The following is a 12,917-nucleotide window of genomic DNA, read 5'->3' as shown; positions in this document are numbered from 1 at the left end:
CAAATAGCGGGATAAAAAGGGAAGGGGAATTATATGAGGGCTGTACAGGGCGATCCAAATTGGAATTTGGTTACAGATACATATATAGAACCAAATAATTTCGCTGAGTTATTTTCTTTGCTTGTACCTTGTCATCCAAAAGGTGAAGGGAAAGAGCGAACTATATTAGTATGGAAAGAAAAAGAATTTTATAAAGAAGAAAATTTAGCTGCATTTATCGCATATGGCATGAATAGAGTAAAAAATTTACCGCAGTTTCATAAAGATGAAATTCCAACTCTAGTACGTATTCTTCGTTTATGTCAAGAGATTGGTTGGTATGAAGAGGCAAATGCTTTTATGATGACCCAAGGGCTAGATGAATTTGTCCAAACTTCATTGGAGTATGAAACATGGGATCTTTTGACGAAAGCAGTTGCTTTAAACTATTTAATTATTAAATATCGTATTGGTGAATTAACAGCTGAGGATGTAGAAATTTGGGATCGAGTTAAATTTAATGAGAAATGTATAACAGATTGCAAACATCTATTATCTCATAAAGAAGTATTGGAATTTACATTTTTTTATATGTGTAAGCGAGCGAAAACACTATCAAAAGAGCAATTAAATAGTGATATGATGAGTCTAGCAATGTATTGTAATACTTTTGTGTATGATTTATATAAACATGACTTATTACGAAAGTATCGTAAGTGTACAGACTTCCTATCATATTATGGACCTAGTCAAGCAGTTTTAGCTTGTCAAAGGGCTGTACTTTCTCAAATTTCCGATCGATTAGACCCTTTAAAGACAACTCATGTAGATGATTATTTATATGTGATGAAAGAAATGATGGAGCATATGACGATAGGGGTAATGGATCGGTATGGTCATTTTATTGGAAAGTTACTATCATATGTACCATTTTTCGAAATGATCCAAGTGCCACAGCATGCATATTATTGTGAAGAATTACTGTATATTTGTAAGGGGATTGAATACAAAGAAGAAATACTACGCAATTATATATTTATACAATTACATGATTGTTTACCATCATTCTTTAAACTATTTCTTAAAAATAAGCGTTATGCAACGATTCATGATATTCTTTTCTATTGGTGCGACGATGAACAAAGAATGAGCTTAGAGAAAAAATATAATCTTAGTTTTATTTATGAAAAATATGCTTGTGGATAAACCGTACTTTACATATTAAAAATTAATATAAATTAAAAAGGATCTCAAGTTTACGTGAGATCCTTTTTTGTTAGTAAAGCAAGGAGAAAGTAACTAAGATAAGAAATAACATTCCATAAAGGAGAAGTTGTGCAGTATAACTTCCTTGTATACCAAAAAAAGTATTCATTTTTTTATATAAATTCAATATATATTTCATTGGATTATCTTTGAAATATGGGTACACAGTGTCTCATCTTTCTAAGCTTCTTGTTCGTGTTTTTGGTTATTAGGAACATGAACGTATCTAGCTATGAATAATAAAACACCTATAAAGAATACAGGAAGTACGGTAGATAAATAAAAACCATTACTAATTATATTTGTTATAAGAGCACTCAAAAGAAAAATTGCATTATAAATATGGGCAATTTTTTGTTTTAGCCGCATTTGTAATGCTTCCATAATGATTTCTAAAGCAACAAAAGCAATAATAATAGATAAGAATGCAGTGTTCGTATTATAAATGATTAAACAACAGATTAAACCTAAAAAGGCCAGGTATTCAATAAAGAGAGGTATATTGCGTGGCATATAATTTACCTAACTAAATATGGCAGTGGGTTCACTGCATTTGTTTTTTCAAAATTCCATTCCCCATTATGTAATTCAAAATGGAGATGTTGTCCGTATGAATGACCTGTGTTTCCCATATGACCTACTAATTGTCCAGTTTGTACTTGATCACCAGCTTGTACAGTGCGATCCTTCATATGAGCATAAACTGTTGTATATAATTTCCCATTTATTTGATGGGCGATGAACACGACATTGCCGTAGCTAGCCGAATAATAAGATTTTACAACTTTACCTGCAGCAGCAGCTTGAATAGAGACATTTCCTTGTGCAGCTATATCTATACCATAATGCATTTGCTCCCAGCGCATATCAAAAGTGGAGCTGATTTTCCCTTGAGTAGGGAATTTGAAAACTGCTGGAATTGATGCAGGTTGAGCTGTTTTAGCTTGTGCTTGATTTTGCACTACATAGTGTTTTGCTACATATCCGTATCCTGTGCCAAAACGAATTTTATACCAAGTACCTATCGTTTCTACTACTTGTACTTGTGTACCATTTTGTAATGAGCCAAGTAGAGTGCTACTTGTACTAGCGTTGCTACGTACATTTAATTTTGGTGTTGCAACAGTATAAGAAGGAGAACCTTGTACAGTTACACCTTTTACTAGAGGTGTGGATCCATTAGATACAAATGTTTTTTGTACGTATCCAATTTGACCGTTATGTAATATTTTGTACCAATCCCCTTGTTCACCTTCAATGGTAATGAATTGACCATTTGGTAATATATCTAGAATAGAAGACTCTGTATTAGGTTCAGAACGAACGTTTAATGCGTTTGCATTTACGATATATTGATTCTTTGGTTGAACATTTTTTTTGAATAGAATTGCATCTTTTTTCATATAGCCTGTTTTGTTGTTAACAGATACTTTATACCAATCTTGAGTTGTCTCAAGAATAGTAACCGGGCTATTAAATCGAATGTTATCAATTATTGCACTGTCTGCATGGTTATTTTGATGTAGTGCAACGTTGTCAATTTTTACATATCCAGTTTTTACTGTAGATGGTTGCTTAGCAGCCGCTGTTTGTATATCGGATTCTCCCATAGAAGGAAGTAAAGAAGCAATTGCGATAGTAGTTGCTGTTAAAGCTGTAGCTTTCATATTCATGTAATAAAGACCCCCTCTAGTTGTATAGTTGTAATTTTATTATAGTATAAAGATATAATATATTGGTCGTATTCACATAAATGTAATATGAAATCAATAAAAATAATGCTAGAAGAGAGATTCGTATATAAATATTGTATATATCATTTGTGGGGTCGCATTTATATTTGTTTAACACGCTCGAATTTAATTCGCAATTAAGAAAATTAAAACAGTTGATGATGTCTTATGGCGGTGTTATACTGACAGTGATAATTTTATAGTTTGCTAGGAGGGCTGGTGTTGCCAGCTGAGAGTAGGGCCGTAAGCCTTTGATCCTTTTTATTACCTGATCTAGATTATGCTAGCGTAGGGAAGCAATTCGGACATTAACAATGAGTCCCGGTTTCTTTGCGTATAGAAACGGGGCTTTTTTATTTGAAAATTTCATATTAACACCACTAGGGGTGCTTTTCGTGCTGAGAGAGGAATAATCCTTAACCCTTACAACACCTGATCTAGATAATACTAGCGAAGGGAAGTGGAACAACGAATAAATTATAATTTTATTTGCTGTAACCACTTCTTATATACAGAAGTGGTTTTTTTATTGAGATAAATAGATATATAGGAAGGGGAATTATTAATGAAATTTTGTGAAAGATTATTTGATACGGTGCAGCCTGTTTGGGAGAAAAGTCATAATCATCCGTTTGTAGTAGGTATGGGGGATGGTACGTTGGAAAAAGACAAATTCCAGTACTATATTATTCAAGATTATTTATATTTGTTAGATTATGCAAAGCTATATGCAATTGGGGTTGTAAAGGCAACGAATCCACAAGTTATGGCAAAATTTGCAGAGCAAATTGATGGGATTTTAAATGGTGAAATGACGATTCATAAACAATATGCAAAAAGACTGGGCATTTCTGCACAAGAGATGGAATCTGCGAAACCATCTGCTAAAAATTTAGCCTATACAAATTACATGATGTCTGTATCTCAAAATGGCACACTTGCAGAATTAATATCAGCTTTACTTCCATGTATGTGGAGCTATTGGGAGATTGGAAAGCGTTTAAATGATATTCCTGGAGCAAGAGATCATGAGTTCTTTGGAGAGTGGATTCAAGGATATAGTTCTGAAGAATACGGTAACCTTTGTATTTGGTTAATAGATTTATTAAATGAAATGGTAGTTGGAAAGTCAGAGAAAGAGCTAGACCGATTAGAGGAGATTTTCTTATATTCCAGCCGATTTGAATATTTATTCTGGGATATGGCTTATCGTAAGGAGATGTGGGGTTTTGAGGAGCAAGAACATACTACAGTTTCATAATGTTTCCTTTCATTATGATGAGAAACCAATCATCGATGAATTAAATGCTTCTATACAAGATAAAGAGTTTGTAAGTATTATCGGACCGAGTGGGTGCGGGAAAAGTACTTTGTTTCGCCTTATTACAGGCTTAGAAGAGGCAAGTACTGGACAGATAGAGCTGACAGAAACAAAGAGTCATCCTGTAGGGTATATGCCCCAAAAAGATATGCTCTTGCCGTGGAGGACGATTATTGAGAATGCGGCCCTGCCGCTAGAGTGCCAAGGTGTGGAGAAGAAAGAAGCACAAGTAAAAGCGAAAGAACTGTTACATAAATTTGGTTTACAAGGGTACGAGAAAAAATATCCGAAAGATTTATCTGGTGGTATGAGGCAACGCGTATCTTTTATCCGAACTTTATTAACAGGCGGGGAGATATTATTGTTAGATGAACCTTTTAGTGCATTGGACGCTTTAACGAAGGCATCTTTGCAAGAATGGTTGTTTGAACAATGGAAAGAGTGGGAAAAAACAATTTTATTTATCACTCATGATGTTGAAGAAGCATTGTTTCTTTCTAATCGAATTTTGGTTGTAGAAAATCAACCGATAGCAACTTTAACTGAGCGAATTGTGCCGCTTGATCGTAACCGAACAAGAAAAGATTTATATAAGCCTGAAGTGTTAGCGCTTAAAGAAGAGATCCTTAGTATGTTACAAAGGCAGGTACTCGTATGATGAATCGCTTGAAGGAGTTATTACCTGCCCTCATATTAAGTGGAATTTTACTTGCTCTATGGGAAGTAGGCGCAAGAATTTTAGATGAGATGTACATTTTGCCATCACCTTCTGCAATTGTAATGAAGATATGGGCGCTGAAAGATATATTATTTACCGTGCATTTACCTGCAACGTTGTACGTCGTTTTAATAGGCGTTGTTATTTCTATCGTACTGGGCGTAGGGCTAGCAATGTTAATGAATGCGAGTACGTGGATGGAAAGAGCATTTTATCCATTATTAGTAGCTTCTCAAACAATCCCGATTACAGCACTTGCGCCACTATTTGTTTTATGGTTTGGATATACCATTTGGAGCAAGGTTGTTGTCACTGTCTTAATTACGTTTTTCCCAATTGCGGTAAATACGTATGATGGACTGCGTAGTACGAAGAAAGAATGGGAGGAGCTCTTAGTTACGTATGGTGCAACAAAAAAAGATATTTTTCTAAAGCTAAAGTTGCCATCTGCTCTTCCTTACTTTTTCTCAGCGTTAAAAATTGCAGTTCCGCTTAGTGTTATCGGGGCAGCAATTGGAGAATGGCTCGGTGCACAAGCTGGGCTTGGATATTTCAGTAAAAGAATGATGACGCAGTTAGACGGAGCTGGTGTATTTGCACCAATTGTATTGCTATCATTGTTAGCTATTTTTTTCGTCATACTCATTTCTATATTAGAAAAGAAATTCATTAGTTGGAGGAAATATTCATGAAATTATTAAAACGCATCTTTGTGTTTACATTATTAGTTGCAATGATTGCAGGGTGCTCGAGTGATTCAGCATCAGATAAGAGTAAAAAAGAGAAAGAAATAACGGTCATGCTTGATTGGTATCCAAATGCGGTGCATAGCTTTATTTATGCAGCCATTGAAAAAGGCTACTTTAAAGAAGAAGGAGTAAAGGTAAATATTAAATTCCCCTCTAATCCGACTGATCCATTAACGTTAGCTGCAGCAGGAAAAGTGACAGTTGGCTTGTATTATCAGCCAGATGTTGTTATGGCTAGAGCAAATGAACAAATTCCAGTGAAATCAATTGGAGCTGTCGTGCGTTCACCGTTAAATCATGTCGTATCGCTGAAATCAGCAGGCATTCAATCACCGAAAGATTTAGAAGGAAAAACAGTTGGATATTCTGGAACACCTTTAAGTGAGATGTATTTAAAAACGATGGTAAAAGAAGCTGGTGGTAATCCAGATACAGTGAAAGTAGTTGATGTAGGCTTTGATTTAGTGCCAGCGTTAATTACGAAAAAAGTAGATGCTGTAACAGGGGCATACATTAACCATGAAGTACCTGTTATGCGTCATGAAGGCCATGAACCAGCGTACTTTAATCCGGCTGATTACGGCGTACCGAATTATCATGAGCTTGTGTTTGTAACAGGTGACAAAACGTTGAAAAAAGATAAAGAAGCATTGCAAGCTTTCTTACGTGGTACGAAAAAAGGTTATGAGTTTATGAAGAAAAATCCAGATGAAGCATTAAATATTTTATTAAATCACCAAGAAAAAGAAAACTTCCCGCTTGTGCCAGAAGTTGAAAAAGAAAGTATGAAAATTTTATTAGAGAAGATGGAAACGAAAGATGAGCCATTCTTATCAGATTCAAAAGAGTCTTGGGAGAAACAAAATAAATGGCTGAAAGACAAAGGAATGACGAAAGAAAGTGTTCCAGCTGATGAGTTATTTGAAAATATTTTAAAGTAGGCGAATGAATATGAAAAATGAGCTCCACGTAATCTCAAATGGCCATATGCCGTTCGAAGAGTTAGTGAATGTAGCGATGCAAATTGAGAGTGAGATTGATTATTTGCATATTCGTGAGCGTGAGAAAAGTACGAAGGAATTATATGAAGGGGTGGAAAGCCTTTTAAAAAAAGGCTTTCCGGCATCTAAACTTGTTATAAATGACCGAATTGATATTGCTGTTTTATTAAATGTCCCGCGTGTACAGCTAGGGTATCGAAGTACAGATGTAAGGTCAGTGAAAGAAAAGTTTTCGTATTTGCATGTTGGTTATTCCGTACATTCTTTAGAAGAAGCGATAGAGGCTTTTAAGAATGGGGCTGATTCGCTCGTTTATGGTCATGTATTCCCAACAGAGTGCAAAAAAGGTGTGCCGGCGAGAGGGTTAGAGGAAATTTCGGACATTGCAAAGAGCTTATCGATACCGATTATAGCTATTGGAGGAATTACTCCTGAAAATACAATGGATGTTCTTGCAAGTGAAGTAAGTGGAATTGCTGTTATGTCTGGAATTGTAAGTAGTAGTAACCCGTATAGCAGAGCAAAATCTTATAAGGAATCAATAAGAAAGTGGGCGGAAAAACATGTGTAAGAAGTATGATGTAGCGATTATTGGCGGAGGTGTAATTGGTAGCTCAGTTGCACACTTTCTAGCAGAAAGAGGGCATAAAGTAGCGATTATAGAGAAACAAAGAATCGCATCTGAAGCTTCGAAAGCAGCTGCTGGTTTGCTCGGTGTGCAGGCAGAATGGGATGAATATGATCCGCTGTTTGAGCTTGCTAGAGAAAGCCGTGCTATATTTCCACAACTTGCAGAAGTTTTACGTGAAAAGACAGGCATCGATATTGGGTATGAGGAAAAAGGCATTTATCGCATTGCCCAAAATGAAGATGAGAAGGAAAGAATTCTTCATATTATGGATTGGCAACAGAAAACAGGTGAAGATTCCTATTTTCTAACGGGGGACCATTTACGGGAAAAAGAGCCGTTTCTATCCGAGTCAATTATAGGAGCGGTATATTATCCGAAAGATGGTCACGTTATTGCGCCAGAGCTTACGAAAGCATTCGCACATTCCGCGGCATTTTCTGGAGCTGACATATATGAACAAACAGAAGTGTTTGATATTCGTATTGAGAATAATAAAGTGACTGGGATTGTTACGAGTGAAGGTGTAATCACATGTGAAAAAGTCGTTATCGCTGGAGGGTCATGGAGTACGAAATTACTACATTATTTCCATAGTGATTGGGGTACATATCCTGTTAAGGGAGAGGTTGTTGCAGTAAGAAGCAGGAAACCTCTCTTGAAAGCTCCTATTTTCCAAGAGCGATTTTATATTACGCCGAAGCGCGGTGGCCGTTATGTGATTGGGGCAACGATGAAGCCTCATACGTTCAATAAATCTGTACAACCAGAAAGTATTACTTCCATATTAGAGCGTGCTTATACGATATTGCCTGCTTTAAAAGAAGCAGAGTGGGAAAGTACATGGGCAGGATTAAGGCCACAATCGAATCATGAAGCTCCTTATATGGGAGAGCATGAAGAAATAAAAGGTTTATATGCTTGTACTGGACATTATCGAAATGGTATTTTATTAAGTCCTGTTTCGGGTCAGTATATGGCTGATTTAATAGAAGGAAAGCAGGAGAATCATCTGCTAGATTCATTGCTTTCTAAATCGGTTTAGAAAGGGGATGGAAGTTTGAATTTGAAAATTAATGGTAATCAAATTGAAGTACCAGTGAGTGTGGAAACAGTAGCTGAGCTACTTACACATTTAGAATTAGATAACAGAATTGTTGTAGTAGAGCGTAATAAAGATATTTTACAAAAAGATGATCATAAAGATACATCAGTTTTTGATGGAGACCAAATTGAGATTGTAACTTTCGTAGGAGGCGGTTGATTATGTTAAACATTGGACCATTTTCATTTCATTCTAGACTTTTATTAGGAACAGGGAAATTCTCTGATTTTGATGTACAGCAAAAAGCAATTGACGTTTCTGAGGCTGAAATTTTAACGTTCGCAGTACGTCGCATGGATATATTTGATGCGAAGCAACCTAATTTATTAGAGAAACTTGATGTGAAAAAATATACGTTATTACCAAATACAGCAGGAGCAAAAAATGCTGAAGAAGCTGTTCGAATTGCGAAATTAGCAAAAGCTTCTGGACTTTGTGACATGATAAAAGTAGAAGTTATTGGTGATGATAGAACGTTATTACCTGATCCGGTAGAAACGTTAAAAGCATCTGAAATGTTACTTGAAGAAGGATTTATCGTTCTACCGTACACATCTGATGATGTTGTATTAGCGCGTAAATTACAAGAACTTGGCGTGCATGCCATTATGCCAGGTGCATCACCGATTGGTTCAGGACTTGGTATTGTAAATCCATTAAATTTAAGTTTCATTATTGAACAAGCGACAGTACCAGTTATCGTGGATGCTGGTATTGGTAGCCCAGCTGATGCGGCATTTGCGATGGAATTAGGAGCAGATGGTGTTTTATTAAATACGGCTGTGTCGGGGGCAAAAGATCCTATTAAAATGGCATACGCAATGAAATTAGGTATTGAGGCAGGGCGGATAGGCTTTGAAGCAGGCCGTATTGCACGTAAACGTTGTGCAACGGCAAGTAGTCCTTTAGAAGGAATGAGCGTAGTTGAATAATCGATATTCTCGCCAAGAACTATTTTCTCCAATTGGGGGAGAAGGACAACAAAAGATAAGAGAAAAGCATGTACTTATTATCGGTGCAGGTGCATTAGGTAGTGCAAATGCAGAGATGTTTGTAAGAGCTGGCGTTGGTAAGGTGACAATTGTTGACCGCGATTATGTGGATTGGAGTAATTTACAAAGACAGCAATTGTATGCAGAGAGTGATGTAGAGAATAACCTTCCGAAGGCTGTGGCGGCAAAAAAACGTCTAGAAGAGATTAATAGTGAAGTAAGAGTAGAAGCTCTCGTTCAAGATGTAACGGCTGAAGAGTTAGAAGAACTCGTTACAAATGTTGATGTAATTATTGATGCGACTGATAATTTCGAAACGCGTTTCATTGTGAATGATATATCGCAAAAATATTCTATTCCATGGGTTTACGGGGCATGTGTAGGAAGTTACGGTCTTTCTTATACTATTATTCCAGGCAAAACGCCATGTTTATCTTGTTTATTACAATCGATTCCGCTTGGCGGAGCGACATGTGATACAGCGGGGATTATATCACCTGCTGTATCTCTTGTCGTTTCTCATCAAGTAACGGAAACACTTAAACTGTTAGTAGAAGATTATGAATCGCTTCGAGAGGGGCTTGTATCATTTGATGTATGGAAAAATGAGTATTCATGTATGAATGTGCAAAAGCTTCGTAAACATAATTGTCTATCATGTGGTGAGCAAGCATTATATCCGTATTTAAATAAAGAAAACACTTCAAAAACAGCAGTGTTATGCGGGAGAAATACAGTTCAAATTAGACCACCTCATAAAGAAGAAATGAATTTTGAGCAATATAAAGAATTGCTGAATAATCGCGTGAATGATTTGAATGTAAATCCATATTTATTATCATTTTCTGTTGAAGAAAAGAGATTAGTTGCTTTCAAAGATGGTCGTGTACTTGTGCATGGAACGAAAGATATAAGTGAAGCGAAAACAATTTATCATCGCTATTTTGGATAGAAAAGGATGAGTGGGATGAAAGTGAATAAAGCTTTAACGATTGCAGGATCTGATAGCGGAGGCGGCGCTGGAATTCAAGCAGATTTAAAAACATTCCAAGAGCTTGGTGTGTATGGAATGACGGCTATTACAGCAATTACTGCTCAAAATACGCTTGGCGTTCAAGGGGTATATCCTGTTTCTTTAGAAGGAATTACGGAACAGCTGAATTCAATTGGTACGGATTTAACACCAGATGCGGTGAAACTAGGGATGCTATTTAGTAGTGAAATTATTCAAATCGTTGCAGAACATATTAAGAAATTTGGCTGGAATAATATTGTACTAGATCCTGTTATGATTGCAAAAGGCGGTGCATCATTATTACAACAAGAAGCAGTACAAGCATTAAAAGAATATTTATTGCCACTAGCAACTGTTGTAACACCGAATGTTCCGGAAGCAGAAGTGTTAACTGGGATGGAGATTCAAAATATAGAAGATAGTAAAGAAGCTGCGAAAGTATTGCACGAATTAGGTGCTAAATATGTGCTTATGAAGGGCGGACATGCAGAATATCAAGGTAATGAAGTAATTGATTTACTCTTTGATGGAGAGGAGTTTATTGAATTTAGAAGTGAACGAATTCCTTCGAAGCAAACACACGGAAGCGGCTGTACATTTGCATCTGCAGTTACAGCAGGAATTGCGAAAGGGTACTCGATTGAAGAGGCAGTTCAAGAAGCAAAACGATTTATTAGTATAGCGATTGAAGAGCCATTGAATATTGGTAGTGGTCATGGGCCGACGAATCATTTTGCGTACAAATTGAATAAAGCATAAGCATAAAGAATGGAAAAGCCAGTTTTACAACTGGCTTTTTTCTGTTTACTTTTTCCAAACACAGGAGTAATATATCAGCCAGAATACATTTTTGTAATATGCTGAGTCCAAATTTATGGAGCGGAGGAACCAATTTGTGCGTTGTCACTAGGGGTGAATCTTTCAATTTTGAAAGTAGGGCTACTCTCAAAGTCCGAATCCGACAGCTAACTTCGTAAGCGTCTTGAGAGAGGGCGGTGCCATGATGGATATATCACTTCGTCGGTCTGATTAGTATAGGAGAATATCAATCTATGTTTGAGTTCTTTTATGCTAAGGAGGATGAGGTACATGGAATTAACGCTTATTTGTGTTGGAGAAGAAAATAAGATAAAGGGTTTAAGAGAGCTAGTAGCATTTCAGCATGAGTTAATTATTTTTACAGCAAATGAAGAGATAGCAGCTGAAGTTAGGAATTGTGGATTTGATTCGACTTATAGCTGTAATAAGGAGCAGGATTTTACTAGTATTTGCGAGCGGATTAAGAAAGTAATTTTATTAGGAGATGAGCTTCCGATAGTTAGCTTTTTCACAGAACGCATTCGTTTCTCTTTTCAAGCGCCTATTACTGTTGTTACAAAGAATAAACGCTATCCAGCCAGGCTCTATGAAACAATTGGAGCTAAATTTGTAGTGTTTACGAACTGTGATAATATTTCTTTTTTATTTTTTGAATAGGGTGGGGGAAATGAAGATGAAGGTGTTGTTACTAGGAGATATAGCGAATCGTTGGGCGGCATCGGTAGAGAGAGTTCAAGAATTGGTAGTGCTCGATCCTATTTTTCCAAGGCCATATATAATATTGCCATCGAAAGATGCTTTATATTTAAAAACGGATATTATCGAATATGAGCAGCTACATGCAGAACTGTCGCAAGTTTATATTCGGGGAAGAAATTTACGTGCATTTTTACGAGGAGAATAAAGGTTGAATGAAAAAAGAGCGAATACTGAGTGCAACAAGCTATGCACTTCATGTAATTCGCTCTTTTTATTTCATATTTAAAGGATCATTTTTATGAAAAAGAAAGAAAAGACAAGAAAACAGATGAAAGAATATTAATAACACGTAATGTAAACGTTTAAATGATGGAATATTTTCTTATTTTCAGTAATTTGCCTCTTTACAAGTTAAATATAGAGGAGTATATTTACTCTCATAAATCATTTATGAAATTTCCAAAAAAAACCTAAAATCGCTGAGTTCCAGAAATGGAGCGGGGGAACCAATTTTGTGCATCGTCACTTGGGGTGAATCTTTCAATTTTGAAAGTAGGGCTACTCTTTAGGCCCGAATCCGACAGCTAACCTCGTAAGCGTTTAGAGAGGAGGTTTACTTTGTGTTGTTCGTTTCGAACACTAAGTAGAGCTTAGTGTTCTTTTTTTGATAATCGGATGGTAAATTTTAACAAAAAGTGAGGGGTAGTTATGTTAGATGTTGTAATGATCGGGATTTTTGTTGTGTTAGTCGCATCGATGGCAAGTCTTGCAAGTTGGTCAGATAAAGTTGTGAAAGAGGGGAAGCAATCATGATGATTGCCTTATCGGTTATTGTTGCAGCGATTACGGTGTACTTAGTGTACGCATTATTAAATCCAGAAAAGTTTTAATT

The 12,917-nt window shown here is 36.3% G+C and carries 17 protein-coding genes and 4 riboswitches; of the genes, 15 read left to right on the top strand and 2 right to left on the bottom strand.

Going from position 1 to position 12,917, the window contains the following annotated elements; all coding sequences use genetic code 11:
* Positions 1-33: 33 nt before the first annotated feature.
* Positions 34-1,185 carry a DUF3965 domain-containing protein gene (locus tag V7038_RS13070; RefSeq protein WP_002203398.1) on the top strand — a complete coding sequence of 384 codons (1,152 nt, stop codon included), beginning with the start codon at positions 34-36 and terminating at the stop codon, positions 1,183-1,185.
* A 240-nt stretch (positions 1,186-1,425) separates the two neighbouring features.
* On the opposite strand, the gene V7038_RS13065 is transcribed toward V7038_RS13070, so the two are convergent.
* Both V7038_RS13065 and V7038_RS13060 read right to left on the bottom strand, forming a co-directional pair.
* Positions 1,426-1,758 (bottom strand): hypothetical protein, encoded by a 333-nt coding sequence (locus tag V7038_RS13065; RefSeq protein ID WP_002203397.1) that lies wholly within the window; start codon positions 1,756-1,758, stop codon positions 1,426-1,428.
* Between the two features lie 5 nt (positions 1,759-1,763).
* Complete coding sequence (locus V7038_RS13060) at positions 1,764-2,918, bottom strand: SH3 domain-containing protein (RefSeq protein WP_283750813.1); 1,155 nt, start codon at positions 2,916-2,918, stop codon at positions 1,764-1,766.
* Positions 2,919-3,177: 259 nt separating this feature from the next.
* A riboswitch (TPP riboswitch) is annotated at positions 3,178-3,290 on the top strand.
* A 60-nt stretch (positions 3,291-3,350) separates the two neighbouring features.
* Positions 3,351-3,454, top strand: a riboswitch (TPP riboswitch).
* Positions 3,455-3,543: 89 nt separating this feature from the next.
* Between V7038_RS13060 and tenA the strand changes: the two genes are divergently transcribed.
* From tenA to kdpF, 14 genes are all read left to right on the top strand, one after another.
* On the top strand, positions 3,544-4,239 hold the full coding sequence (gene tenA, locus V7038_RS13055; protein ID WP_335470468.1) for a thiaminase II: 696 nt from the start codon (positions 3,544-3,546) through the stop codon (positions 4,237-4,239).
* Complete coding sequence (locus tag V7038_RS13050) at positions 4,208-4,957, top strand: ABC transporter ATP-binding protein (RefSeq protein ID WP_002159240.1); 750 nt, start codon at positions 4,208-4,210, stop codon at positions 4,955-4,957. Before tenA ends, V7038_RS13050 begins: the two co-directional genes overlap by 32 nt.
* Positions 4,957-5,709: an ABC transporter permease gene (locus V7038_RS13045; RefSeq protein WP_002203393.1), complete on the top strand. Its 753-nt coding sequence runs from the start codon at positions 4,957-4,959 to the stop codon at positions 5,707-5,709. Before V7038_RS13050 ends, V7038_RS13045 begins: the two co-directional genes overlap by 1 nt.
* Positions 5,706-6,707 (top strand): ABC transporter substrate-binding protein, encoded by a 1,002-nt coding sequence (locus tag V7038_RS13040; protein WP_002203392.1) that lies wholly within the window; start codon positions 5,706-5,708, stop codon positions 6,705-6,707. Before V7038_RS13045 ends, V7038_RS13040 begins: the two co-directional genes overlap by 4 nt.
* 10 nt (positions 6,708-6,717) lie before the next feature.
* Positions 6,718-7,338, top strand: coding sequence for a thiazole tautomerase TenI (gene tenI, locus V7038_RS13035; protein ID WP_002203391.1), 621 nt, complete (start codon positions 6,718-6,720; stop codon positions 7,336-7,338).
* Complete coding sequence (gene thiO, locus V7038_RS13030) at positions 7,331-8,440, top strand: glycine oxidase ThiO (RefSeq protein WP_002201726.1); 1,110 nt, start codon at positions 7,331-7,333, stop codon at positions 8,438-8,440. The genes tenI and thiO overlap by 8 nt, the downstream gene beginning before the upstream one ends.
* Positions 8,441-8,455: 15 nt before the next feature.
* Positions 8,456-8,659 carry a sulfur carrier protein ThiS gene (gene thiS, locus V7038_RS13025; protein WP_002201725.1) on the top strand — a complete coding sequence of 68 codons (204 nt, stop codon included), beginning with the start codon at positions 8,456-8,458 and terminating at the stop codon, positions 8,657-8,659.
* A 2-nt stretch (positions 8,660-8,661) separates the two neighbouring features.
* Entirely contained in the window at positions 8,662-9,432 is a 771-nt protein-coding gene (gene thiG / locus V7038_RS13020; RefSeq protein WP_002201724.1) for a thiazole synthase, read from the top strand.
* Entirely contained in the window at positions 9,425-10,444 is a 1,020-nt protein-coding gene (locus V7038_RS13015) for a thiazole biosynthesis adenylyltransferase ThiF (RefSeq protein ID WP_070127931.1), read from the top strand. Before thiG ends, V7038_RS13015 begins: the two co-directional genes overlap by 8 nt.
* 6 nt (positions 10,445-10,450) lie before the next feature.
* Positions 10,451-11,266 (top strand): bifunctional hydroxymethylpyrimidine kinase/phosphomethylpyrimidine kinase, encoded by an 816-nt coding sequence (thiD, locus tag V7038_RS13010; RefSeq protein ID WP_081338440.1) that lies wholly within the window; start codon positions 10,451-10,453, stop codon positions 11,264-11,266.
* 89 nt (positions 11,267-11,355) lie between these two features.
* A riboswitch (cyclic di-AMP (ydaO/yuaA leader) is annotated at positions 11,356-11,503 on the top strand.
* 93 nt (positions 11,504-11,596) lie between these two features.
* The gene (locus tag V7038_RS13005) at positions 11,597-11,983 is read left to right on the top strand and encodes a hypothetical protein (protein ID WP_002203388.1); all 387 of its coding nucleotides are present in this window, start codon (positions 11,597-11,599) and stop codon (positions 11,981-11,983) included.
* 16 nt (positions 11,984-11,999) lie between these two features.
* The gene (locus tag V7038_RS13000; RefSeq protein ID WP_002203387.1) at positions 12,000-12,230 is read left to right on the top strand and encodes a hypothetical protein; all 231 of its coding nucleotides are present in this window, start codon (positions 12,000-12,002) and stop codon (positions 12,228-12,230) included.
* Between the two features lie 262 nt (positions 12,231-12,492).
* Positions 12,493-12,638: riboswitch (cyclic di-AMP (ydaO/yuaA leader) on the top strand.
* A gap of 95 nt (positions 12,639-12,733) precedes the next feature.
* The gene (locus tag V7038_RS12995; RefSeq protein WP_000887889.1) at positions 12,734-12,838 is read left to right on the top strand and encodes a SipW-dependent-type signal peptide-containing protein; all 105 of its coding nucleotides are present in this window, start codon (positions 12,734-12,736) and stop codon (positions 12,836-12,838) included.
* Positions 12,835-12,915 (top strand): K(+)-transporting ATPase subunit F, encoded by an 81-nt coding sequence (gene kdpF / locus V7038_RS12990; RefSeq protein WP_000972378.1) that lies wholly within the window; start codon positions 12,835-12,837, stop codon positions 12,913-12,915. Before V7038_RS12995 ends, kdpF begins: the two co-directional genes overlap by 4 nt.
* Positions 12,916-12,917 lie beyond the last annotated feature (2 nt).

The sequence above is a fragment of the Bacillus sp. JJ783 genome (assembly GCF_036963225.1).
In the GTDB taxonomy this organism is placed as follows: domain Bacteria; phylum Bacillota; class Bacilli; order Bacillales; family Bacillaceae_G; genus Bacillus_A; species Bacillus_A cereus_U.
Note: the sequence above shows the minus strand (reverse complement) of the source record. Positions and strands in the feature narration are given on the sequence as shown.